At 41.4% G+C, this 25,572-nt stretch carries 21 protein-coding genes; 3 read left to right on the top strand and 18 right to left on the bottom strand.

The annotated features are described in order from the left end of the window. Positions 1-121: 121 nt before the first annotated feature. Positions 122-1,237 (top strand): ABC transporter ATP-binding protein, encoded by a 1,116-nt coding sequence (locus tag CGICJO_RS04130; protein ID WP_486499738.1) that lies wholly within the window; start codon positions 122-124, stop codon positions 1,235-1,237. A gap of 266 nt (positions 1,238-1,503) precedes the next feature. Here CGICJO_RS04130 and CGICJO_RS04125 read toward each other — a convergent pair whose 3' ends face one another. From CGICJO_RS04125 to CGICJO_RS04100, 6 genes are all read right to left on the bottom strand, one after another. Next, complete coding sequence (locus CGICJO_RS04125) at positions 1,504-1,962, bottom strand: DUF2798 domain-containing protein (RefSeq protein WP_486499737.1); 459 nt, start codon at positions 1,960-1,962, stop codon at positions 1,504-1,506. 261 nt (positions 1,963-2,223) lie between these two features. Then, positions 2,224-6,177, bottom strand: a complete 3,954-nt coding sequence (locus CGICJO_RS04120; protein ID WP_486499736.1) for an alpha-L-fucosidase — start codon at positions 6,175-6,177, stop codon at positions 2,224-2,226. A gap of 344 nt (positions 6,178-6,521) precedes the next feature. Further along, positions 6,522-7,172 (bottom strand): epoxyqueuosine reductase QueH, encoded by a 651-nt coding sequence (locus tag CGICJO_RS04115; protein ID WP_486499735.1) that lies wholly within the window; start codon positions 7,170-7,172, stop codon positions 6,522-6,524. Between the two features lie 16 nt (positions 7,173-7,188). Beyond that, the gene (locus CGICJO_RS04110) at positions 7,189-7,842 is read right to left on the bottom strand and encodes an HAD family hydrolase (protein WP_087376686.1); all 654 of its coding nucleotides are present in this window, start codon (positions 7,840-7,842) and stop codon (positions 7,189-7,191) included. A 101-nt stretch (positions 7,843-7,943) separates the two neighbouring features. Continuing rightward, positions 7,944-9,893: a hypothetical protein gene (locus tag CGICJO_RS04105; protein WP_486499734.1), complete on the bottom strand. Its 1,950-nt coding sequence runs from the start codon at positions 9,891-9,893 to the stop codon at positions 7,944-7,946. Between the two features lie 48 nt (positions 9,894-9,941). Further along, a complete protein-coding gene (locus CGICJO_RS04100) occupies positions 9,942-10,532 on the bottom strand; it encodes a cyclase family protein (RefSeq protein ID WP_087376683.1) in 591 nt (196 codons plus the stop codon). Between the two features lie 224 nt (positions 10,533-10,756). Here CGICJO_RS04100 and CGICJO_RS04095 point away from each other — a divergent pair, with 224 nt between their 5' ends. Beyond that, positions 10,757-12,130, top strand: coding sequence for a glycine--tRNA ligase (locus CGICJO_RS04095; protein ID WP_087376681.1), 1,374 nt, complete (start codon positions 10,757-10,759; stop codon positions 12,128-12,130). A gap of 333 nt (positions 12,131-12,463) precedes the next feature. Here CGICJO_RS04095 and CGICJO_RS04090 read toward each other — a convergent pair whose 3' ends face one another. The 7 genes from CGICJO_RS04090 to CGICJO_RS04060 form a co-directional block, all read right to left on the bottom strand. Continuing rightward, positions 12,464-16,381, bottom strand: a complete 3,918-nt coding sequence (locus tag CGICJO_RS04090) for an efflux RND transporter permease subunit (RefSeq protein ID WP_486499733.1) — start codon at positions 16,379-16,381, stop codon at positions 12,464-12,466. Beyond that, positions 16,374-16,991, bottom strand: coding sequence for a TetR/AcrR family transcriptional regulator (locus CGICJO_RS04085; RefSeq protein WP_486499732.1), 618 nt, complete (start codon positions 16,989-16,991; stop codon positions 16,374-16,376). The genes CGICJO_RS04090 and CGICJO_RS04085 overlap by 8 nt, the downstream gene beginning before the upstream one ends. 98 nt (positions 16,992-17,089) lie before the next feature. Continuing rightward, positions 17,090-17,542 carry a methylated-DNA--[protein]-cysteine S-methyltransferase gene (locus CGICJO_RS04080; protein ID WP_486499731.1) on the bottom strand — a complete coding sequence of 151 codons (453 nt, stop codon included), beginning with the start codon at positions 17,540-17,542 and terminating at the stop codon, positions 17,090-17,092. Between the two features lie 67 nt (positions 17,543-17,609). After that, positions 17,610-18,164 carry a phosphodiesterase gene (yfcE, locus tag CGICJO_RS04075; RefSeq protein WP_087376673.1) on the bottom strand — a complete coding sequence of 185 codons (555 nt, stop codon included), beginning with the start codon at positions 18,162-18,164 and terminating at the stop codon, positions 17,610-17,612. Between the two features lie 13 nt (positions 18,165-18,177). Beyond that, a complete protein-coding gene (locus CGICJO_RS04070; protein ID WP_486499730.1) occupies positions 18,178-18,525 on the bottom strand; it encodes a phenylpyruvate tautomerase MIF-related protein in 348 nt (115 codons plus the stop codon). 114 nt (positions 18,526-18,639) lie between these two features. Continuing rightward, positions 18,640-19,197, bottom strand: a complete 558-nt coding sequence (locus CGICJO_RS04065) for a DUF3793 family protein (protein WP_486499729.1) — start codon at positions 19,195-19,197, stop codon at positions 18,640-18,642. Further along, positions 19,194-19,484, bottom strand: coding sequence for a DUF2325 domain-containing protein (locus CGICJO_RS04060; protein WP_087376668.1), 291 nt, complete (start codon positions 19,482-19,484; stop codon positions 19,194-19,196). Before CGICJO_RS04060 ends, CGICJO_RS04065 begins: the two co-directional genes overlap by 4 nt. A 255-nt stretch (positions 19,485-19,739) precedes the next feature. Here CGICJO_RS04060 and lexA point away from each other — a divergent pair, with 255 nt between their 5' ends. Next, the gene (gene lexA, locus CGICJO_RS04055; protein WP_242968267.1) at positions 19,740-20,333 is read left to right on the top strand and encodes a transcriptional repressor LexA; all 594 of its coding nucleotides are present in this window, start codon (positions 19,740-19,742) and stop codon (positions 20,331-20,333) included. A gap of 48 nt (positions 20,334-20,381) precedes the next feature. Here the strand turns inward: lexA and scfB are convergent, their stop codons facing one another. The 5 genes from scfB to thiH all read right to left on the bottom strand — a co-directional run bounded on the left by scfB (position 20,382) and on the right by thiH (position 25,570). Further along, entirely contained in the window at positions 20,382-21,767 is a 1,386-nt protein-coding gene (gene scfB / locus CGICJO_RS04050) for a thioether cross-link-forming SCIFF peptide maturase (protein ID WP_486499728.1), read from the bottom strand. 325 nt (positions 21,768-22,092) lie between these two features. Next, positions 22,093-22,245, bottom strand: coding sequence for a six-cysteine ranthipeptide SCIFF (gene scfA / locus CGICJO_RS04045; RefSeq protein ID WP_087378791.1), 153 nt, complete (start codon positions 22,243-22,245; stop codon positions 22,093-22,095). A 109-nt stretch (positions 22,246-22,354) separates the two neighbouring features. Continuing rightward, positions 22,355-23,800, bottom strand: coding sequence for an aminotransferase class I/II-fold pyridoxal phosphate-dependent enzyme (locus CGICJO_RS04040; RefSeq protein ID WP_486499727.1), 1,446 nt, complete (start codon positions 23,798-23,800; stop codon positions 22,355-22,357). Next, a complete protein-coding gene (locus CGICJO_RS04035) occupies positions 23,797-24,420 on the bottom strand; it encodes a thiamine phosphate synthase (protein ID WP_486499726.1) in 624 nt (207 codons plus the stop codon). Before CGICJO_RS04035 ends, CGICJO_RS04040 begins: the two co-directional genes overlap by 4 nt. Beyond that, complete coding sequence (thiH, locus tag CGICJO_RS04030) at positions 24,410-25,570, bottom strand: 2-iminoacetate synthase ThiH (protein ID WP_087378785.1); 1,161 nt, start codon at positions 25,568-25,570, stop codon at positions 24,410-24,412. Before thiH ends, CGICJO_RS04035 begins: the two co-directional genes overlap by 11 nt. Positions 25,571-25,572 lie beyond the last annotated feature (2 nt).

The raw sequence follows: 25,572 nt of genomic DNA, 5'->3' as shown, positions 1-25,572 counted from the left end.
GTCTAAATTATAAAGAAAATATTTAGTTAAAAATAGGGTAGTAATATTTTTTTAAAAGTGTTACAATAATAACACAAAGTTCGGCAATGCAGAGTCCGGACTAATTTGGAGGTTATTTAATATGGCAAATGTATCTTTACAGCACATTTACAAAATTTATGACGGCGGCGTAACAGCAGTTACAGACTTCAATCTTGAAATCGAGGATAAAGAATTTATTATTTTGGTTGGTCCTTCCGGTTGCGGTAAGTCCACAACTTTGAGAATGGTTGCTGGTCTTGAAGACATCAGCAAGGGCGACCTTTACATAGGCGATGTTCGCTGCAACGACGTTGCTCCTAAAGACAGAGATATCGCAATGGTTTTCCAGAACTATGCTCTCTATCCTCATATGTCAGTTTTTGAGAACATGGCATTCGGCCTTAAGCTCAGAAAGATTCCTAAGGATGAAATTAAGAGAAGAGTTGAAGAGGCTGCAAAGATCCTCGGTATCGCTCAGTACCTCGACAGAAAGCCAAAGGCTTTGTCCGGTGGTCAGAGACAGCGTGTTGCTTTGGGTAGAGCTATCGTTAGAGATCCTAAGGTATTCCTTCTCGACGAACCTCTTTCAAACTTGGACGCTAAGCTCCGTGCACAGATGCGTACAGAGATTTCAAGAATTTATCAGAGACTCGGCACAACATTTATCTATGTTACTCATGACCAGACAGAGGCTATGACAATGGGTACAAGAATCGTTGTTATGAAGGACGGCTTCATTCAGCAGGTTGATACACCACAACACCTCTATGACATGCCTTGCAATGAGTTCGTTGCCGGATTTATCGGTTCACCTCAAATGAACTTCATCGATGCAACTGTTGTTAAGAAGGGTTCTGACTTGGCTCTCAAGTTCGACAAGTACGAAATCGTTCTTCCTGCTTCTAAGAATAAGAACGGCTGCCTTGAGAAGTATGTTGGCAAGGAAGTTAGATTCGGTATCCGTCCAGAGCACATCTATGATGATCCTGAGTTCCTCCATAAGGCAGGTCAGGGTGCTTGCATTACAGCTACTGTTGACGTTACAGAGCTTATGGGCGCTGAGATTTACCTCTATGTAAATGTTGCTAACATTCCTGTAACAGCTAGAGTTGCTCCTACATCAACTGCTAAGGTTGGCGACACAATCAAGATTGCATTTGATGTTAACAAGATTCACATCTTTGATAAGGAAACAGAGATGACAATTACTAACTGATTATAAAATCCTGAGTGCGGTCACATCGGATTTTTTACAACACACCACAGCAGTTTTGCTGTGGTGTGTTATTTTTTATATCTACGTGCATGACTGATGTTTATAAATTTGGTTTTGCACACGGTGTATACGACCTTTTGTTAAATCTTAGGAATAGCTCATCTTTATTTATGCTTTTTTAATATAAAAACTAAACCGTGGCTCTTTTGAACCACGGTTATTTTATATTTAAAAATATCAGGATTAAAAAATCAAGCTTCTTTCTTTTATTCCTTTATCTGTTTGCGGAAGATTGTTCGGAAAATAAGTCTTACAAGCGGGCCGCAGTAAAACATTTGCCAGAACATAGCCATAGGAAAATTACAGCCAAAAGTATGAATCCATGTTCCGAAGCTTGGCTCTTTAAAAAGCAAAGTTGCAATTAAACTCATAACAGGACACATAATACACACTATCATAAGGGAAATCGCATATGTAATAAACTGCGGGCGGTCTGTTGGACGCATAAAAGAAAACGCAAGGCGTGAAGCAAGCTTTTCAACCACAAAAAACTCCAGCACAAAGGCTACCGGAACCATAATAGGCATTTCATGGAGTGCCAATAAAAATGTCTGGTTTGTTACTCCCCCTGTGTTAAGTGCTACATTGTAGACAATCATTCCGTAAACCATGATTGTCGCCATGATAATAGTAAAAATCACATTCTGAAATTTTGTCTTTGGCATAATTATACCCCTTTTCTTTATTATAACCCGAATTGCGGCAAAAAAATAAAGCAGCAAGACTCTCGTCTCGCTACTTTACCCTTTCACTGCGACTGCAATTCTTTATATTTATTATATCACAGCGAATATTTCCCCCGTAAGTATTTTTTGATTTCTCTTTGTGAGAAAATAAGTAACTTCATTCCTAATAATATATATACTTTCCACAAAACAGAAAAGACCGGAAATTCCGGTCTTTTCCTTATTATAAGTGTTTAATTATCAGTGTACAATATTTCCGTCGCCGTCAAGAGTATACTTTCCGCTTACTACAAGCTGTACTGTTGTTGCGTCGATAATATTTATTTTTCCGTCCTTATTTGCATCGGCAAGTTTTTCATCGAAGTTTTCAACTGCCTTACCTACAATGTGTGACTGAATAGCTGTTACATCGATAATGCTCAATGCTCCGTCGTGGTCTGTATCACCGCTGTTGTATGCCAATGCTTCGATTGCCTCTGTGATAGCTGTTACAGCATTATCAACCTCTGCCTGCTGAGCATCGTCCTTATCGAATATTACCTTACCTGCTGCTATAGCATCTGTAAGAGCCTTAAAGCTGTTAGCTGTGTAAACATTCTCAATAGCTTCTGCCTCTTTAATCTTTGCATCGAGAGCAGTCTTATCAACTGTTACAGGTACATCCAAAGAGAATACAAGCTTATCAAGGTTTGGACCGTCATAGCCTTCAGCTGCTGTGAATACCAACTCGCCTATACCGCTTTCTGTTACAACAATCTGATAGCTACGCTTCTCGATTTGAGGTGCTGTTGCAGATGAACCATAGAAATCAAGTTCATCTTCTTCAATCTTCTTTCCTGTAAGCAAAAGTCTGTTAGGCTTGTTTGTTCCCTCTACTCTTCCGCACTCAGCATAGATATCTACATTGTAAGTGCCTGCCTTTTCAGCATAGAATGGGATTATAACCTTATCGCCTGCCATATACCAGTCAAGCATAACTCCGCCTGATGCTTTGCTGCTTTCCTTTGTATGGAGATGCTCATTATCCTCAACTGTTGGAACAAGCTGTGCGTCTTCAGCTTCAAAGGATACCTCTGAACCGTCTGTAGGAAGTACAAGCAAGCCTTCCTGACTGATTTCCTTGCAAGTAAATTCAAACTTATCTACATCCGGACCATCATGGTCAGCAGCTGCTGTCAAAACAAGTTCGCCTGCGCCGCTCTTTGTAACTACGATTTCACATGTATACTTCTTAATCGGAGCATCTACAGAACCATAGAATTCTACTGATGTTTCTTCTACATTTGTTCCTGAAATATCAAATTTATTTGATGTATGGCTTCCCTCTACTCTTCCTGACTGAGCGTACATATCCATTGTATATGTGCCTGCTGCCTCTGCATAGAAAGGAATTATTATCTTGTCGCCTGCTTTTACCCAGCCAACTTTCTTGCCGCCGGAATAATTGTCACCCTCAACAATATGGATGTTCTTGTCGCCTGCTACAGCCTGCTCAAGCTTTGCATCCTCTGCTTCAAATGCAACTGTTCCTGAAACTGCAAGGTTAAGAACTGATGAGTCGATACCGGTATTGTCTATAGCCATCCGGAGAGCTGTTGTAGCACCGCCGTAAACTGACTGTTCTGCGTCAGGCTGTGCTGCTGCTTTCTCAGCAAATGCGATTTTCTCGTTCAAATAAGCTTTTGCTTCTTCTGTAACTGCCGGATTATCCAAAAGTGCTTTTGCCTCTGCAATAAGAGCATTGAGAGATTCAAGTGTTGCAGTTTTGTCTGCCGGATGAATATTGATAACCGCTCTTGTGTTAAGTCCAAGACGAGCGCCCTCTGCTGTGTTTATATCAAGGTAGAAGTTGAGCATTGAGGTTGTGTCCTTATGGGCATAAATCTTAACGTCAATTACCTTTGATGTTTCGCCGTCTGCAAATTCCAAGGTTCCGTCCTTGTACTCATAGTTCATGTTCTGCTGAGCGCTTCCTGTTGTTGTACTGAAGTTTACAGTTGCTGCGCCCTTGCTTCCGTGCTTGCGGACAACCTCAAGCTGAACTGTGTCTGTTTCTGCAATATCATATGTGAGGTTTCCTACTTCGAAGATACCCTCTTCTATGTTAAGACCGTAAATTCCGTAAACGTCTATACATGTCTTTCCGCTGGAATTGAGAGTCTTAAGCTCTACAGTGTGTTCGCCATAACCGATATCATCTGAATAGTAAACAATCTTATTTTCTATTCTTGTTGAGTTGTTAAGATTTACAGTTCCCATTGACTTTCCGTCAACTACAACTTCAAAGGAGCTGTGGTTCGGGTCTTCAATAGCCTTTACATAGAAAGCTGTACCTGTAAACTTAAATGTTACAGATGAATTTGTGCCTGATGACCAGAAATGGGTATTGTCGGCTGTCTGCCAAGTGCCTGTTCTTGTTGCGTCTTTAATTGAAGTATAATCAAGCTGGCTTTCATCAACAATAAATTCAATGCTGTCGTCTTCTTCAAGCTCAAAGGTTTCAGGTCCTTTGTAAATACCTACATCGTTGAGGATAGGTGTTGCATAATCAGATTTAACTGTAATTCTAATCTGAGAACTTGTAACAGGAGCGTGTCTTGTTACGCTCTGAGAGCCGATTGTCTTTCCTGAATAGAACTCTTTCCACTGACCTCTTTCGTTCATGTACTCGATTGTAAATTCGGAAATTCTCTGACCCTTCTGAATGTATTCTTCAATTTTAATTGTATCGAAGGTCTGTTCTGAACCCAAGTCGATAATTACGGAGCCTTCCTTTGCACCGTCTTCAGGAGCCCAGCAGGTTTCGTCGTAAACTCTCTCTTCCTTTGTTACGGAAGTGTTGAGTGTGTATTCGTCGATAAGGTTTGAAGGCTTGTATGCTTCAGAATTCTTATAGATTGAATCTGCATATACCTTAACGCCCTCTGCCTCTGTCAAATCATTTTCATAGATTTCCTTAACAGCTGCGCCAAATTCAAGCAAACGGTTTTTCTGGTTTTCGTCGATTGTACCTGAGCTGTTAGGTGACATGTTGAGAAGAAGAACTGCGCCTCTGCCGATTGTGTTGAAGTACATGTTTCCAAGCTTCTCCATAGAAAGCAATGAACTTTGCTTTGACTGACTCCAGAACCATCCGGCATTCAAAAGCTTTGCGTCAGCTTCCGGAACACTCCACTGGTTTCCTTCTGCCTTACCGATAATTGCGTTGCCTTCGCCTCTTGGATAATTCTCAAAGTTTTCACCCTTGTTAACCTTTGCCCATGTTTCTACTGCAGCAATACCGGCTTCGTTTCCGATCCAGTGGATACCGCCTGTACCGCCGAGCTCAGCGCCGGCTTTATGTGTACCGAAAATCTGGCAATCCGGGTTTGTATCTCTTATAGCTGAGAAAATGCCTGCCCAGTCATATGTCTGGAAGTATGCGCCTGAACCTGTTGCGCCGTCCATCCACCACTCTACAAATCTGTCGCCTGAGCGGTTCGGGTTGTTGTTTCCGTATTTATATGTACCGTCTTCGTTTTTAGCTGTGCAGATTTCTCTGATCTGAGCCTGGTACAATTCGTTGTAATCGTCATATGCTCCGTTAGAGCTTGGATTGTTGTTTCCGTCGCCGTAGCAGCCGTAATTCTGCTCGTGGATATCCCATGGTGAAAGATAAAGTCCCATGTCGAGATTATACTTTGTACATGCATCTGAAATTTCTTTAAGGATATCGCCCTGGCCATCGCCAAGCTCCTTATGTGTCTTATAATAATCTGTTTCTGCAATGTCGTAGTCTGTGGTCTCAGAATCCCAGATACAGAATCCGTCATGGTGCTTTGCAGTTATCATAAGTCTGTCTGCGCCTGCTTCTTTTGCTGTTTTTACCAAGGTTTCAGCGTCAAAATCCTCTGTAAGGGTAAAAATCTCGTTAGGAGATTTATCGCCGTAATTTTCGCCCCACTCAATGTTATTAAATGTGTTAGGGCCAAAATGACAGAACACAGCAAAACCATCTTTATGGTATTTAAGCTGCGCATCGTTTGGGGTTACGCCCCATACCGGGATGTCTGCTGCCGCTCCGGTTGCTGCGGAATCATCCACATAACCGTCATATGCATAGGTTTCTGCTGCTGATGCTCCTGCCAAAGGAACAATGCTGCCCATGAGCATACAGCCGCACATGAGAACACTAAGCATTTTCTTTTTCTTCATCTTTAAAACACTCCTTTTCTAAATGTCTGCTGATTTTATATATACTGCGGTATATAATTTCCTTCAATACCATATTACACCAAGCCCAATTTTTTCGCAATAGACACATTCTACAAATATTAATCAAATAATTTGTTGTATTTGACGTTAAATTTTATTTTTATTATTTTATTATCTGTATTTTTTTACAAATCCCTTAAATTGGTATGATTTTTTGTTAGGTTAAACAATATAAAACAAATATACTTATCAAAATTCCATTTGCAAAAACTAAAAATAAAAACGGCTCACCTCATATTAAGGTTAGCCGTTGTAAAAAATCCGATTTTTCCTTTTACTGTAAATCAGTCGTTTTTTTCCGACTGGTTTTTTGAATAGGAGCACCCACAGAAATTTTGCCTGTACAAATCAAATTCTCTGGAAAGCTCTATTGTTCTTTTGTAGCCGTTTTTCTTTTTGAAATCAGAGGGCAAATACTCTATTTCAAATTCCTTTCCTATTTTCTCCCCTATTGCGTTTATTGCCTGGGCATTTTTCAAGGGACTTACGGTAAGTGTTGTGGCAAAAAAGTCCGCATTGTATTCCTTTGCAAGCTTTGCGGTTTCCCTGAGTCGAAGGTCAAAACAACGCATACATCTTGCTCCGCCCTCTTTGCAGTCCTCATACCCTTTGGCTATGTCTTCAAACTTTTCAGGCCGGTAATCGCCGCAGACTATTTCAACAGGGTTTTCAAAGTTTTTTTCCTTTATAAATCTTATCAATTCCCTTTGTCGGTAGGAGTATTCCTCGTCCGTATCTATATTTGGATTATAAAAGAAAGCGGTTATCTGAAAATAGTTTGACAGATATTCCAGCACATAGCTGCTGCAAGGAGCACAGCAGCAGTGTAAAAACAATTTTTTTACCTGTCCCGAATTTTTCATATTTTCCAGAAGCTTATCCATTTCCCTCTGAAAATTTCTTTTTGGAACATTTTTTGTTTCCTGTGGGTTCATATATAAAGCCTCTTTCTTATTTAATAAAGTTCAAAAGTTCCAAAGGGGTTTTGCATGTGATTTTTGCGCCGGCTTTTATAAGCTCCTCTTTATCACGAAAGCCCCATTCAGCTCCGCACATATCAACTCCTGCGTCAAGAGCCGTAAAAACATCAACGTCGCTGTCGCCCACATAGAAGCAGTCTTTTTTCTCAAGTCCAAGCTTTTCAAGCATTGCGCAAAGACCCTCTCCGCTGGGCTTTCTCTTGTACTCTTTTTTCTGACCCCATGCGGCGTCAAATTTATGGTTAGGAAAGAGAGTGCATACCAAACGGCTTACAAACTCGTCGGGCTTATTTGACAAAACCGCTGTTTTTATACCCATTTTGTCAAGCTCTGAAAGAAGCTCGAGACAACCCTCATATGGTTTCGTATTGTCAAGGCTGTGGGCGGCGTACTCCGTGTCAAAAGTACTTCTCACTATGTCGGCTTTGTTGGCGTCGTTGTAGTTTTCTTCACCCATGGCTTTTTTCAGCATAACCTCTCTGCCGTTTCCCACAAAATATCTGTACTCCTCCACGGAATGAGCGGGAAGTCCGCATTTTACAAGACCCTTATTTACGCTTTGCGCAAGGTCTGTAATTGAATTTACCAAAGTTCCGTCCAAATCAAAAACAACTATCTTATACATTTAAAATGTCCTCTTTTCATTTTAAAAACCACACCGGCATATAAAGCCTTGCTGAGCATATGCCGGTGTTTTTATTATAATATCACATTTTTATAGAAAAATCAAAAGTCGTCAAGGTCATCGTCGTAAAGTTCGTCGTTAAAGAACTCCAAATCCCTTTTCTTTATTCTCTCTTCCTGTTTTTTCTTTCGTGAGTCGGAAAAAGCTTTTCCCTGTTTTTTAATCTTCTTTCCTGTGCTTTTCAGTATCTTCTGACCCTTTTGGAATGAAGACAGGTCGGAAAGCTTTATAAACTCTGAGCTTTCCTCTTCTCCTTTTTTCTTTGCGAGAATTTCCAGACGTTTATTCTTGTAATAAAGCTTTCTCAAAATATACAGAGATGCCGCAGTAATCAAAACTGAAATGACAATGTAGATTATTATTTTTCCTACATGAGGCGTTGACTGAACCACATAGATATCGGAAATACCGTTCTTTATTGTGATTGTCATGCTTCCGTCCTCGTTCTTCACCGCATTACCGCTGTCTGTTCCGGTAAGATAATTCACCTTGTAATCATCGCTTGGCAATACTGTGTAGTAAACAGGAATTTCCTTATTCATCTCTGTAAGCAGCGGAGCTATATATACATAATCTCTGATTTCCGTCATTGTTCTTATGTCCAAAGCCGGATTGCTTACGGTCTGGCTGAAATAGTTTCCGCCACCGAAAAGCTGGGCTTCCGCTATGCTCAGTTCTATTGCAGAACCCTTTATTGAAAGGCTGCAAACCTCGAATTCATCTTCCGTTCTTGTCTGTGCGTCTGCGCCCTTGTTTGTAAAGTAATCGCAGGCGTATTCCGCACCGGAGAACTGACTTTCCTCATCTTTTTTATAGTATATCTCGGTAACTCTGCGGTAGTTGTCGTCGCCTATTCTCTGGAGTGTGTACTGAATTTTCTCTACAGGAAATTCGATACCGTCTTTTATGGATATGTCAACACAGTTTCCCTCATACTGCAAGGAATAAAGGTTGCCGCTCCATTCGCCCTGTTCCTCCCAAATGCCTGTATTTAAAACAGTTGCTGTTCCGTGGGTTGTTTCCTCAGGAAGAACATATTCATAGCTTATTGGAACATTTCCGTTTTTATCTCCCACATAGGCGTTGAGATTGATTTTCTCGTCAAAGGCAAGACCCTCAATAAACGGTGTACTGCTGTTATCTGTGTCGCCGTAGGATATTGTTATATCGTTTACAGAAAACATTCTGTTGGTGACGCTTATAAGCTGCTGCATATCAAGACCTGTATAAACAACCTGATACTGCTGGCTTTTATCAACCTCTGTCCAGCGGAGGCTGTCTGCTATTTCCGTATCGGTTGCCGCTTCAAAGTAGAAGTTTATCTGATTTCCCACTGTTTTATACAGGTTGGAATCCATAAGTATTGTAAATGTTCTGTCGTAGGTTCCGTCTTTATTGTTTTTTGTATACACCTTTATAGACTGCAAGGGCTTGCCCTCAATGGTGTTTACATCTATTGTAGGCTTTGTTTCGTACTCCAAGCCCTCTATCTCTGCAACTGCGCCCTTACATTCAAGGGACATTCCGAAAGCCTTGTCGTCCTCTTCAAGCACCGGTTCCAGCCATGCCAAAAGCTCTGTTGTGTTGAAATTTTCGGTATATCTCACACCTTTAGCCATAATGTTATCGGGCTGGGCAAGATTTACGGAAACATCTCTTCCCAAAAGACTTTCCATTCTTGAAACATAATCGCTTTGAGAGCTGAAATATATTGAGAGTGTATATTCTGTTCCGCCCTCTTCCAAATCGGAATATCCCAAAGTAACCGTGCCGTCCTCAGTTACAGGTGCCGCCTCTTTTATATTACTGTCAAGATTTTCCGAATACACAGACTCCGGAACAGCAAAAGTAACCGTTCTGCTTCCGCTGAAATTTTCGTCAATAGTAAGCTTTGATGTTACCTGCAAGCCTCCCCAGTTACATCCCGAAAACAGAAATACTGTAGATAACAGGATAACCAGCGCTACAGATATTGATATGACTTTTTTCAATTATATCACCTTCCATAACCGTAAAATAAAGTTCCGTCTGTTTTCAGTTTAAAATCCTTTTTCCTGCTGAAAAAGAATAGCCCTGCACGGTGCGGCTTCAACCTTTGAAATTCTTATAGGAAATGCGCTGAGCACATATTCTCCGTCCTCAATTCCCTCAAGGTCAAGACCCTCCAAAACAGCAATAGAGCTTTTTGCAAGCTCAAGATGTGTTTTTTCTTCGTCAAATTCAGGAGCTATTGAAAGAGCGTCAGTGCCTATAAGGCTCACATTGCTTTCAGAAAGCACAATGGCGGCGCTTGAGGAAATATATGCCTTTCCCTGTCCGTGAAGCAAAATTTTATTTTTGCAGTAGGGCAAAAGCTTTTCCATATCTGCGCCGGTCAAAACTCCGCTTATGGTAATTACCGTGCATTTTCCGTAAAAAGTAGAGAGAGGAAGCTGGTCAAGGGTACGTCCGTCTGCATAAAAATGACTTGGTGCGTCTATATGGGTAGCCGCATGAGAGCAAGTTCCTATAACAGAAAGTGTATACTCATCCCCGTTGTCAAGATGTTTCAGAAATCGAATCTGGGTTTCAGGATCGCCCGGATAAACCTCGCATCCGTTGAGGTCCCTTGAAATATCATGAATTATCATCTGAAAGCCCCCTCATATGTATCTCATAATTTCAAAGATACTATAGTTGTATTCATAATAATTATAACATATTTTCATAAAACAACAAGGTGCTTTTTATATTTTTTCCGTTGAAACCGTCACTATATTCCATAAAAATATAAAATTCTCCTTGACATTAAAGGAATGAAAATGTACTATTAAAAGGTATACATCTGTTATAATAACTTATGGAGGAATAGGCAATGGATAACAGTAAGAAGACTATGGAAAAAATTGTTGCTTTATGCAAAAACAGAGGCTATGTTTACTCAGGCTCTGAAATTTACGGCGGACTTTCCAACACCTGGGACTACGGCCCTCTTGGTGTTGAATTCAAAAATAACGTAAAAAAGGCATGGCTTAAGAAATTCGTACAGGAAAGCAAGTACAATGTAGGACTTGACTCAGCTATCCTTATGAATCCTCAGACATGGGTAGCTTCCGGTCACGTAGGCGGTTTCTCTGACCCTCTTATGGACTGTAAGGACTGCAAAACCCGTCACCGTGCTGACAAGCTCATTGAGGATTTCGGCGCAGATCCAAACGGCATGACTTTGGAGCAAATGGCTGATTTCATCAAAGAAAACAAAATCGCATGCCCTGACTGCGGCGGCACAAACTTTACAGACATCAGAAAGTTTAACCTTATGTTCAAAACTTTCCAGGGTGTTACAGAAGACGCTAAAAACGAGCTTTATTTGAGACCTGAAACAGCTCAGGGTATTTTCGTAAACTTTGCAAACATCGCAAGAACAACAAGAAAGAAAATCCCATTCGGCGTTGCTCAGATTGGTAAGTCTTTCAGAAACGAAATCACTCCGGGAAACTTCACTTTCAGAACAAGAGAGTTCGAGCAGATGGAGCTTGAGTTCTTCTGCAAGCCTGACACAGACCTTGAGTGGTTCTACTACTGGAAGGACTTCTGCAAGAACTGGCTTTTGAACCTGGGTTTGAGAGAAGAGAACATCCGTCTCAGAGACCACGAAAAGGAAGAGCTTTCTTTCTATTCAAAGGCTACAACAGACATCGAGTTCCTCTTCCCATTCGGTTGGGGTGAGCTTTGGGGTATTGCTGACAGAACAGACTACGACCTCACACAGCACATCAACCATTCAGGCAAGAGCCTCGACTACTTTGACCCAACAGACAACACACGTTATGTTCCATACGTTGTTGAGCCGTCTCTGGGTGCTGACCGTGTAGCTTTGGCATTCCTCTGTGACGCATACGACGAGGAAGAAATCGACGAAAAGGACACAAGAGTTGTTCTCCGTCTCCATCCTGCACTTGCTCCTTACAAGGCAGCAATTCTCCCGCTTTCCAAGAAGCTTGGCGACAAGGCAGACGAAGTAAGAGAAATGCTTTCCAAGCACTTCATGGTTGAGTACGACGACGCAGGTTCAATCGGTAAGCGTTACCGCAGACAGGACGAAATCGGAACACCATTCTGCATCACCTATGACTTTGAGTCCCTTGAGGACGGCTGTGTAACAGTACGTGACAGAGACACAATGGCACAGGAAAGAATAGCAATCTCCGACCTCGTTTCCTACATCGAGAAAAAACTCGAATTTTAATTTTTTTAAATCCGACCTGCAAAGGGCGGATTTAAAAATTAACTCCCGTTTCAGGTCGGGCGAGACCTTGTATTTTATTTCCGACCTGCATGACTTAACATTTGGAATTAGCCTATGCACAGGTCGGGCGAGACGTTTTCCTTAATTTTTGGAATGGCTCGCTCTCGATTAGGTTTCATTTTTAAATTATAATTTTACCGCCACGGTTATTTATAGTCGTGGCGGTTTTTTCTTTTATAGAATTATGTGTTGTATTTTATTATCACTAATTTCAAAAAATTCTTTTACAGAACAAAACCGTGGCTCAAATTATGAACCACGGTTTTTATCGTTTTAAATATTTTCTATCTCAAATTCCAAGTCCTCATCCTTAACGGCTTTTGGGGGCTTTTTATTCATAAGGTCGTACATTACAGGCACTATATACAGTGTCATAAATGTGGCGTATATGAGTCCGCCTATGCAGACTATTGCTACAGGCTGCATCATCTCAGAGCCTGTGCCTATTCCCAAAGCCATAACCGACAAGCCTAAAACTGTGGTAAGTGCTGTCATAAGAATAGGTCTCATTCTTATAACGCCTGCCTTTACAATGGCTTCTTTCTTTGTCATGCCCTCGTCGATTTGCAGTCTGTTTATGCAGTCGATAAGCACAATACCGTTGTTTACTATGATACCGCTGAGCATTACAAATCCCAAAAGGGACATAACGCTGACGTCGTTGCCGGTGATAAGCAGTGCCAAAAATCCTCCGGTGAACACAAGTGGAATTGTAAACATGACGATAAACGGCGACTTGAAGTTCTGGAACTGAGCAACCATTATAAGATAGATAAACACAATGGCAAGGGCAAGCATTTTAAGCACCTGCCATACAGCTTCCATAGTGGAAGCGTTTTCTCCGGAAATCTCATAGGAGAAGCCCGCAGGCATTTCAAAGCTTTCCATTTTGTTTTCAATCTCCGAGGCAACGTGGCTTAAAATATAGCCATCCTTAACCTCTGCGGTCACTGTCACATATCTTCTCTGATTGTCCCTTGAAATTGAATCAGGTGTGGTCTGCTCTGATACTGAGGCAACCTCAGTAAGCGGTATTTCTTTTTCCTCTCCGTCCATTCCCGTAACCGTCAATGTCATATTTGAGATATCCTCGGGAGTTGTGTTCTCCTTGTTCTCATCAATTACAATAACGTCCAGGGATGAACCGTCGCTGTTTTTAAGTGAGGTTGCGGTTTTTGACCAGCTAAGCTGTTCGCTTACTGCGGCATAGACCTGAGCCACTGTCAGACCGTTTTCCGAAGCTTTTTCCTTGTCAACTGTAATTTTAAGAACAGGTGTTGTTTCCTTTGTACCGCTGTCAACCTCGCCTATTCCCTCTATCTGGGAAAGGGTTTTTGCAACGCTTTCGGCGGTCTGCTTCATTGTGTCCAAATCGTCGCCGTAAATGTTTACGGTAACGCCTGTTCCTCCCATAAGGGTTGACATAGAGGACATGGAAGAACCGCCGCTTACTGTTATTTCAGCATTTATATTTTCCAAATCCTTTTCAAGACTTTTTGAAATCTCGGAGCTGTCCTTGGCGTATTCGTCCTTTAAAACTCCGTAGGCTGTGACGCTTCCTGTGTTGTCGGAAGTTCCCGCCATTCCCATAACAGAACCCATGTTTCCTGCCATTGAAGCGGTTGTTTCAAACTGCGGATAGCTTTCCATAACATCCAAAATAGCCTGTGCCGTCTGCTCGGTGTCCTCATAGGAGCTGTCATAAGGCAAAGTTGCAGTTATTGAAATCTGGTTACTGCTCATATCCGGCATAAAGCTGAAACCTCTTGCCAATGCGCCCACGGTGCTTCCCACCAAAAGCAAAAATGCGGCGAGCAGTGCAAGTCCTCTGTGGCGCAGGGTAAACTGTATTGATTTTTCGTAAGCCTTTAAGGCTTTATCGAACCACTTGTGCTCTTTTGTGGTTGTTTTCTTTAAAGCCGTACTGCTCAAAGCCGGAACAAGCGTCAAAGCCACAATCAAGCTTGCAAGCAGTGAATAAGCTATTGTAAGAGCCATATCCACAAAAAGCTGTTTTGTAATTCCCTGTATAAACACAATGGGCAGGAAAACACAAACCGTGGTGAGAGTTGATGAGGTTATGGCAGCCGCCATTTCCTTTGCTCCCTTTACAGCCGCCGCATGTGCCGGAACTCCCAAATTCCTCAGTCTGTAAATATTTTCAATTACAACAACAGAGTTATCAACCAGCATACCAACGCCTATGGCAAGTCCAGACAGGGAAATCATATTAAGTGTAACTCCGCTGAAATACATAAGCACAATGGCAAAAATTACGCTTATAGGTATTGAAACTGCAATAACCAAGGTTGGCTTTACGTCTTTTAAGAAGAACAAAAGCACTATAATGGCAAAGACTGCGCCCAATATCATATTGTTTATAACGCCGTCTATAATCAGGTGGATATAATCGCCCTGACTCATAAGTGAAATAAATTCAAGTCCCGGATATTTCTCCGAAAGCTCGGTAAATCTTTCCGATATATTGTCGGAAACATCGGCTGTGGCGTAGTTTGACTGCTTTGTAAAGCTCAAAAGCACGCCGTCCGCTCCGTTTATCTTTGCAAAAATCTCGTCGGAATTATCCGTGATAAATACATCCGCCACATCGGAAAGCTTTATTGGGTCAAGACCCTCAATTCCCATATCGAAAAGCTGGAGATTTTCCATTTCCGTTATATCGGAGAACTCGTCGCCGACCCTCACAAGGTACTGAGTTCCCTCTGTGTCGTTTACATAGCCCGAGGGCATTGAAAAGTTCTGAGCTGTGAGAATTGAGGAAACCATATCCATTGTTATGGTTTCGCTTATGTCAGCTCCGTCAAGAGCCTGTTGTTCCTGCTCATCAATTTCCGCAGAAGAAGCGTCAAGCTGGCTTTTAGCCTGATTAAGCTGGTCAATAGTTGAATTGAGCTGGCTTTCCGCTCCTGAAATCTGGTTCTTTCCCGACTGAATCTGGGAATTAACATTGTTTTTCTGAGCTTCCAGCTCATCCTGTGCCTGCTGTAAGGAAACTTCCCCCTGCTCTGTAAGGGCAAGCTTATTCTGCAACTCCTTTTCCGCTGTATTCAGACTTTCAATCTGCTGTTCAAGATATGTTGCAGCCTCGTCTATTGTATCCACTGAATATCCCAGCGGTTCCAATATAGCGTTTATTGACTCAAAGGTGCTGTCAATTTCCGCTATCTTATTTTTTATTTCGAGGGCTTCTTCGCTGTCACCTAAGCCCTCGCTTTCCAGCTTCTCAAGCTGCTGGGCAAGCTCCTCTCTTGCAGCCAACAGCTCATCTTTTGATTCAACTATCTGCAATACCTGGGAATAAACTGCGTTTAAACTTTCTTTCTGACTTTCAATCTGGTTTATTCCCTCTATCAGCTGCAATTTAGCCTCTGCAAGTTCCTGAGCTTTTGCATCCAGCTCGCTTTCCGCCTGTGAAAGCTGTGACTGCGCCTCCTGCTCCTTTTGTTCAAGCTGTTCCTTGCTGTATACAAGCTCCTGCTGACCGCTTTGAGCCTGAGCAAGTCCGCTGTCTATCTCTGTTTTTGCGCTGTCTATTTCTTCTCTGGCTTCGTCAAACTTTCCCTCTATGGCGTCCTGTATCTTTTGGTTAACGCCGTCGATTTTTTCCTGAGAAATCACCACGTTTACGCCCTGTTCCAAAAGTCCCGAGGCGCTCACCGAGGCGACGCCCTCAACGCCCTCAAGGTTGTTCATTATGCTGTCGTTTATAAAGTTTGACAGCTCCGCCGTGTCCTTTCCCTCATAGCTTACCGCCGCAACAGTTACCGGAAGCATATTTGGGTTTATCTTCATAAGTATAGGAGTTGAAACCTCCTCCGGCCAATAGCCCTTTACCTTATCGATGTTTCCACGGATATCAACTGTTATGCTGTCCATGTTTGCATCTTCTGAAAACTCCATCATAACCATTGAATAGTTTTCAGAGGATGTGGAGGTTATATTTTTTATCTTATCCAATGTAGCCATGGATTGCTCCAGCGGCTTTGTCACAGTTGTTTCCACCTGCTCCGGGCTTGCTCCCGGGTAAGTTGTTATGACAACCGCATATGGAAAATCAAGGTTCGGAAGCAAATCCGGCGTCATCTCAAAATATGCGGTAAATCCCAAAACCAGCACAAGAATAACCGCCACAAAAACAGTAAGCGGCTTTTTTACACTGAATTTAACCATTAGGATTTTCCTCCCCGACACATTTTTTAATAAGATTTATTTTCATCTCAAGGGATTCTCCGACTTCCTTTATATCCTTTCCTCTTGCAAAAACGTCAAATATTGCGCCTCTCAACACCAAAAACAGAATTTCTCTCAAGGCTTTAGATTCCTTTTGATCCATATTTTTCTGTGTTCTGTTCACTATCTCAGACAATTCCTGAAGCTTTTCCTTGCTCAAACAGGAAAAATACTCGCTTAAATCATCTCCGTTTGCCTTGATGTTGGCAAAAAGATTTTTATAAATTTCAAAATTATTTCCACGCTGTACAAACTCCATTGTTCCGTTAAACATATCAATAGGAAGCTGAAAAACATTTCCTCCGCTTTCCTTCATTGAATTTGCAATGGTTTCATACATATGATTGGAAAATTCCCCGGTGACAACGGTTATTAAGTCCATCTTATCGTCAAAGTACTGATAAAAACTGCCTCTGGAAATTTTAGCCCTTTGGATAATTCTGTTTATGGAGATTTTATCCACAGGATGTTCCGCAAATTCCCTTTTTACTTCACGGATAATTCTGTCCCTTTTTTCCGTGGGAAGATTTAAAAAAGTTTTCTTTATCATTATTGACCGCCTTTTCCCTTTTTCTACATCATACGACAATCTGTCATATGACATTATGTCACCATTATAATATCACAGTTTATCCTTGTCAACCCTCTTTAAAGCTTTGCATTTTCCAAAGAAAGAAATTTTTCCTTTACATCTATTCCGCAGGCATAGCCCGTAAGCTTGCCATTTTTCCCAACCACCCTGTGACATGGTATCAATATTATTATGGGATTTTTGTTGCAGGCTAAACCCACCGCCCTGGCTCCTTTGGGACATCCCACAGCCTCGGCGATTTCTCCGTAGGTTCTAACCTCTCCGTACGGGATTTTCAAAAGCTCATTCCAGACCTTTTTTTGAAACGGTGTGCCGTTAGGATTTAAAGGAATCGAAAAGCTTTTTCTTTCTCCGTTCATATATTCCCTAAGCTGTTTTTCCAGCTCTTTTTCCTTTTCATCCATAGGTTCACAGTCATTGTCCGTTTCATTATTTCTAAAATATTTAAGCTCCGAAAGATATTCCCCCTCCCAGCAGGAATAAAAATACCCGTATTCAGTTTTAATCATTATTATCACCTTTCCAAAAAACAAAGAAACACAGACAGAAAAACTCTATCTATGTTTCTTACTTCAATTACAATCTAAATTCTTTTTCGATTTCTCCGAAGGAATCATCCTCCAAAGATTTCCACAGAAAAACTCCGTCCTCCAGCGTCATGTAGCTGTGGCGGCTGTTTTCCTTTGGGATTGACACAGAACCCGGGTTAATATATGTGAAGGTTTCTGTTTCCACACATGCGGGAACGTGGGTGTGTCCGTGGAGAAGCACAGAACCTTTTTCAAGGTTTGGCTTATTCTGCAAATTGAATTTATGACCGTGGGTTGCAAAAATCATTTTGCCTTTTTCACACAGCAGGCAGTATTCCGCCAAAATTGGGAAATCAAGAACCATCTGGTCAACCTCTGTGTCACAGTTTCCTCTTACGCAGAAAATTTTATCCTTGAGAGGATTAAGCATTGCAATAACCTCTTTTGGAGCATAATTTTTCGGCAGGTCGTTTCTTGGGCCGTGATAGAGAATATCGCCCAGCAAAAGAATTTTATCCGCCTTTTCCATTTCAAAGGCCTTGAGCATTTTCTCACAGTAAAATGATGAGCCGTGTATATCCGATGCGATAAAATATTTCATAATTTTACCTCAATCAGAAATTAGCGCCGTTGCTGCCCCAGTTGGCAAATGCACTGTAATTTATATAAATCTTATTGCTTTCTATATTGAGCACGTCTTTTAAAAGCTTTGAGATTGCCGGAGTGAGCTTATCCGCACCCTCTCTGTTTACCTCGCTGCCGAAAAGCATAACCTGAACAAAGGCAATAGGTGTATCGTTCTTACCGCCAAACCAAAGACGGCAGTTATCCTCAAATCCCAGCATAAGTCTGCTTTCAGTTTTTCCCGGATAAAGCTCGATAAGCTTTCCCATCTCTGATTTAAGCTTAATTTCCTGTTCCTCTGTTATTGGAATATTTGTTTTTGTCTGAATATAAGGCATATTTACATCTCCCTTTTCAAAGTAAAACTTCATATGACTTTAAAACCATATCAATAAGATAATAACATATTCCACTTTTACTTACAACAAAAACCTGTAGATTTTGGGAAATTTTCAGCCTTTTACAGGAACAGTTAGCATATTTACCGACTTTCCGCAGCTGTAAATCTTTTTGTAAACGTCCTTGCACTTTCTGTACATATGAAATCTTTTTTCCGCCTCGTTTACATCGCTGTACACCTTCCAACAGCCGCAGAATTTAAAATTTTTACCGTTATTTTCTATAAACCCCACAACATCCTCCGGGGGATATCCCAAAAAGAAGCCTATTTCGTGTGGAAAATCATCCTGTGTGCAAATTCTTTTTTTCAGAAAATTGAGAACTTCCTCTGTACTGTCCGTGTTATAGCCTAATTTTTTTAAATAACAGTTTGCCTGTTCATCCTTTAAATCCTCTTCAAGTCCCCTTTTTCTGAAAACATAAATCAAAGCCCTATTTCCTGCCGCCTTCATCAGCTTTAAATATACACCTTTGGGATTGAGATTTTTATTCCAATATATCAAAAAATATATCAGCGTCTTTGTGTCACTGTAGGTACAGCTAAAAAGATTGGCGGTTTTAATTCTCGCCAAGGTCGGGGCGCAGTGTTCTATTAAAAGCATCTCACTCATGATTTTACTCCCACATGGCGGCACAGCAAATCGTGAAGAGCAGAGGCACTGCTTCCACTGCATCTGCACAAAGGAATGTTGCACCTTTTGGCTTCCTTACAGGCGGAAAGAGCCATTTTATGGGACACCGTTGAGGTGAAAAGCACCATAAGGTCCGGCTTTCCCAATTTTTTCTTTAACATTCCTTTTTCTTTAGTAAACACCTTAGCCTTGCAGCCGTAATTTTTACATATATTTTCATACTGACATGTCATACACTCGTTTCCGCCTACTATAACGATACTCATTAAATCTTTCCTCCTTTAAGTTTGTTTTAACTAACTCTACTGTATAATATTATTTCTTTTAAAAAATTGACCGCTCTATTAGTTAGTTACGTCTAACTAAAGTGATAATATCACATTTCTTCACCTCTGTCAATCAGAAAAAACAAAAAGCAAAAATTTTTCACAAATTTTTTTCAAAAAATTCAAGAAATCGAAAAACAAATGTTTGATTTTTGTAAAAGTATATGTTATAATATGTATATAAGATTGGAGGTTATGATAATGAAACAATTAGGAAACAGTTGTAAACTTGTATACGATTACCTTTTGTCCTGCAATTCACAAGGAAGAGTTCCTTCTGTAAGGGAAATTTGTGAAGCTACCGGTCTGCACTCTACCTCCACGGTACACGCCCATCTCAAGACCCTTGAAAGCAAAGGTCTTATCGAAAGGGAAAAAGGCTGCAACAGATGTATTAAAATTAACAAAATAGGAGCAACCGCACAAGTCCCTCTCGTTGGCAAAGTTACCGCCGGACTTCCTATCCTTGCCATTGAAGAAGTTGAAACATACATTCCTATAAGCGAAAGCTTCCGCCGTGGCAGAAATCTTTTCGCTCTGCGTGTTGTGGGAGAAAGCATGAAAAATGCCGGAATTTATGACGGCGACATTGTAATTGTAAATCAGTCAAATACCGCAGAAAACGGCGACATCGTTGTTGCTTTAATTGACGAGGAAGCCACTGTAAAAAGATTTTTCAAAGAGGACGGCCGTTTCCGTCTTCAGCCTGAAAACGACGCCTTTGAACCGATTATAACAGACAACTTGACTATTTTGGGAAAGATAGTATCTCTTCTTCGCTACTACTGATACAGAACAAACAAAAAAGCCGTGTTTTTTAAGCACGGCTTTTTATTTTTAATTTAACTCATTAAACTGTCTTGCCACATTCATCATGATAGCACATTCTATACGCTTTTTGTGAAGCTCACAGCCCAAATCATAAGTTCCTGTAAGTGAACCTGTTGAGTGGTAAGCGTTTGCGGTACAGCCGCCGCTGCAATACATTTTTGCAAAGCAGTCCTGACACTTTTCACGTGCATAAACATTGCAGAGCTTAAACTCATCACGAAGCTCTGTATTTTTTATACCGTCAAATACATTTCCAAGAATAAAATCTTCATTGCCGACGAACTGATGACATGGGTACAGCTCGCCTGTAGGTGTAACTGCCATGTACTCTGTTCCAACACCGCAGCCGGCAATTCTCTTGTAAATACATGGACCTGCCTCAAGGTCAACCATGTAGTGGAAGAAAGTGAAGCCTCTGCCCTCTTTTTCTCTTTTAAGCATTTCCTTTGCAAGGATGTCGTACTGCTCAAACAATACTGGCAAATCCTCATATTTAAGTGCATAGTCCGCCTCAGGAGGAGCTACAACCGGCTCCATTGCAAGGCTCTTAAAGCCAAGATCTGCAATGTGGAGAATATCGGCGGCAAAGTCTGTGTTGTAGTGGGTGTATGTACCACGAACATAGTAGTCCTTCTGTCCACGGCTTTCAGCCATTTTCAAAAATTTAGGAACTATCATGTCATAGCTTCCCTGTCCGTTTCTGGTAACTCTCAGACGGTCGTTTGTTTCCTTTCTTCCGTCAAGGCTCAAAACCACGTTGTGCATTTCCTTGTTTGCAAACTCCATTACCTCGTCGTCAAGCAAAACGCCGTTGGTGGTAAGGGTGAAACGGAAATTCTTGTTGTGGATTTTTTCCTGCTCACGGGCATAAGCTACAAGCTGTTTTACAACCTCAAAGTTCATAAGAGGTTCGCCGCCGAAGAAGTCAACCTCGAGATTTCTTCTTGTGCCTGAATTTTCAATGAGGAAGTCAAGAGCACGCTTGCCAACCTCAAAGCTCATAAGGGACTTGCAGCCCTGATATTCGCCCTTTCCTGCAAAGCAGTACTTACATGCAAGGTTGCAGTCGTGGGCAATGTGCAGACAAAGAGCCTTTATAACTGTATCTCTTCCCTTGAAATCTATTGCCAAATTCTGATAGTTGCTTTCGCTGAAAAGCTTTCCGTCTTTTTTAAGCTCTTCAATGTCGGAAAGAACATCGTCGATATCAGAAGCGGTTATCTCCTCTTTGCCCTGATATTTTTCAAGGATTTTATTTGTGATATTCTCTTTTGACTCTCCCTTATCGTAAAGGGCGATTACGTCGTAAGCCACATCATCAACCACATGAACGCTTCCGCTGTTGGCGTCGATTATGATGTTGTAGCCGTTGCTTTTATACTGATGAATCATATCCCAATTCCTTTCATATTTTTTCATTTTTATTTTTTAAATTTCGGTAATCATAAAAAAGTTATATGTAGGCGAACCATTCTAAGAATTGCGAAAAAGGTCTCGCCCGACCTGAAACGATGCTAACTTTCTAACATGACCTTTGCAGGTCGGAGATAAAAAAGTTAATCGAGAGCGAGCCATTCCAAAGATTAAGGGAAACGTCTCGCCCGACCTGTGCTGGCGTTAATTTCCAAAACTTACCCCTGCAGGTCGGAGATAAAAATAACGCTGTACAGAATACAGGAAACTGTTCTGTACAGCGAACGGTTAGGCAAATAAAAAATTATTTGCTTGCTTTTTTCTGCTCGCACTGCTGGTTAGCGATACCGCAGGATGTCTTGCAAGCTGACTGGCAGGAAGTCTGGCACTCGCCGCAGCCGCCCTTCTTTGCGGACTCAGCAAGATTTCTTGTGTTCAAAGTCTGAATTCTTTTCATTAGTGGCCACCTCTTTCGGTAAAATTTAAGCGTTCTCCACGCTTTGCTCACTGTATATTTTATATTATTTTCGTCTATATGTCAATACGCATAAACAGACCTTAATATGTCATTTCAACACAAGTATTTTTTCGGGAATGTTTCCTCCCGAGCTTTTTAAGTTTATTTTTGCTTTGTAAAGAGATTTTATTTCTTCTGTAAGCTCTTTCGTTATAAGTTCACCCGGCGCAAATATAGGTATTCCAGGCGGATAGGCAAAAACGTATTCTCCGCAGATTTTCCCCTCAGCTTCTTCAAGACTTACATATTCCTTTTGACATTTCCGGGCTTCATAAATGCTTACAGGCGGTTCGATAATTTTTCCGCCCATTGTATTTTCATTTATAAAAATATTTTCTGCTCCGTATTCATGGTCAATATGAGAAAGAGCCTCAAAAAGCCTTTCAATGCCCTTTTCACTGTCACAGAATGAGGTCATTGCCACGCAGTAGTTTAATGAGGTCATCTCTGTCTGGATTTTATATTTCTCTCTGAGAATTTTTTCAAACTCTGCACCATTGAGATTTGTGTTTTTTAATGAGATAACCAGCTTTCCGCTGTCAAAATCGTAAAAGCTTTTGTGGTTTTCCTTTTTGTCATTTCCTTTGCACAGGATTTTAATATGCTTTAAGTCTTTCGCCTTTTCCGAAAAATCCTTCAGCATGTTTTTATAGCTTTCAAAAGCTTTTGCACTGTTTTCAGAAAGATAATTCATGCACTGGTCTATTGAGGACATAAGCACATAGGAGGGACTGCTGGTCTCAAAAATTCCGAGAGCCTCCGTAAGCTTTTGGCAGGCTTCTTGAAGTTTTTCGCCCTCCCACAAGCTTTTACAGATATGAACCGCCGCAGTCTGGGTAAGACAGGGCAGAGTTTTGTGGGTGCTGTGGATAACGCAGTCCGCTCCGCTTTTTATTGCTCCTTTGGGGAAATATTCGGAAAATCCCAGATGTGCTCCGTGGGCCTCGTCCACCGCAAGGGGAATATTTTTCTCATGAAGAATTTTTGAGATTGCGGAAATATCAGAAACAACGCCCTCATAGGTGGGCGATGTTAAAACACAAAGCTTTATGTCCGGATATTCGTTTAAGGCTTTTTCCACAAGAGCAGGGGAAATGCTTCCGTTTATTGAAAACTCATCGTCATACTCCGGGGTGACATAAACCGGCAAAAGTCCGCAGATGTTTATGGCGTTGTAAACGGATTTGTGGCAGTTTCTCGCCACAAGCACCCTGTCGCCCCTTTCTGTAAAGGCATAAATTGCGGACAAAATTCCGCAGGTGCTTCCGTTTACCACATAGCGGCAGAAATAGCTTCCGTAAAGCTCTGCGGTTTTCTCCATGGACTTGAGAATTATTCCCTCCGGGTCGTGAAGGTCGTCTGTCCCCTCAACCTCTGTCACGTCTATTTCTTTCAGGGGTGTTTCACCCACAATGGGAAAATTTCTCTTGTGTCCCGGCATATGCATTGGGTAAGTTTCTTTTGAATATTCTTTTAAATACTGATAAAGGTTCAAGCTCTATTCTCCTTTTCAAGTATCTCTTTTTTTCTTTTATAAAAGCTTTCGCCGAAATCATCGGCTTTCATAAATCCGCTCATTATGCAAGCGCCATTTGCTCCGGCTTCCCTTACCGGCTCCATATTTTCTGTGCTTATTCCCCCTATGGCGTAAACGGGAATTGAAACTCTCTGTGACACCTGACGCAGGAACTCAAGACCTCTGCCCTTTAGTCCCTTTTTGCAGTCGGTTTCAAAGATATGTCCGGCGGTGACGTAATCTGCGCCCAAAGCTTCCGCCTCTTTTGCCTCTTCAAGGCTATGGACGGAAACTCCCACAAGGGAAAATTTTTCCCTTATCTGAGGATTTTCCCTAAAGTCCTTTAGTGACAGGTGGATTTTATCATGGTGAAGCTCCAAGGCTTTTTTCCAAAAGCAATGAAGTACAGGAGTTGCCCTGCCATTACTGCACACATTAAGAAATTTTTCCCCTAAAGAAAAATACTCTTCCTCTGTCAAATCCTTTTCACGCAAAATTATAAGGTCGCAGTTTTTTGAAATTTTTTCAAGTCTTTTGATAAAATCGTCACCGCAAAGCTTTCTTGCGGTGACGCATACAAGTTTAAAATTATCCAACATAGATATAATCACTCATAACAGGCTGCAATCCCTTGTCTTTAATGGCTTTGTAAATCTCGTCAACTGTTCTGCCATCGTCTATCTCGAACTGCTCGTCGCCCTTTTGCTTTTCATCTCCGTGACCGCCTATACCAACGTCAACGCCTGCGGAAATCTTTGTTGCGGCTATGTTGATAATGTTGTTTCTAAAGTTTGCGTTTTCACGGCTGGAGATTGTAATGCTTGCAAAAGGCATGAAAATTCTGTAAGCGCAGATAATCTGCAAAAGCTGAGGCTCGTGAACGTCCTTTGGATTTATCTTGTCGTTGTTGATAATAGGACGAAGTCTTGGGCAGGAAAAAGCTATCTCAGCATGTGGATATTTTCTCTGAATAAGGTAAGCGTGCATACCTGTTGCAAATGCGTCCTTTCTGAAATCGTCAAGACCAAGCAAAGCCGCAAAGCCAACGCCTCTGATACCGCCCATCAAGGCTCTTTCCTGAGCGTTAAAGCGGTATGGGAAAATTCTCTTTCTTCCGCCCAAATGGAGTGTTGAATATTTATCGCTGTTATATGTTTCCTGGAAAACAGTAACAAAGTCTGCACCGCACTCGTGGAGATACTTATAATCCTTACTGTCCATTGGGTAAACCTCAAGGCCGATAACCTTAAAGTATTTCTTTGCTATTTTACAGGCTTCGCCTATGTACTCAACATTTGACATCTTTGGACTTTCGCCTGTGAGGATAAGTATTTCTTCAAGTCCTGACTTTGCGATTGCCTGCATTTCTCTTTCTATCTCTTCATAGTTAAGCTTTGCTCTGTGTATTTTATTATGGCAGTTAAATCCGCAGTAAACACAGTAGTTTTCACAGTAGTTGGCAATGTAAAGAGGTGTAAAAAGGTAAACGGAGTTTCCGAAATGCTTTCTTGTTTCCATCTGGGCACGCTGAGCCATCTGCTCAAGGAAAGGAAATGCCGCAGGTGAAAGGAGAGCCGCAAAGTCCTCAGGTGAAAGGCTGTCCTTGTCCAAAGCTCTTTTTACGTCCAGTGCTGTGTATTTATCCGGGTCAAAATTATTCTTTGCTTCTATAACCTGATCCATAATATCGTGGGGAATAACTTCCATATTCTCCTGATATTCCATCCAGTTGGTATTCTTATCTATCATTA

Source organism: Candidatus Limousia pullorum, from assembly GCF_057405065.1.
Note: the sequence above shows the minus strand (reverse complement) of the source record. Positions and strands in the feature narration are given on the sequence as shown.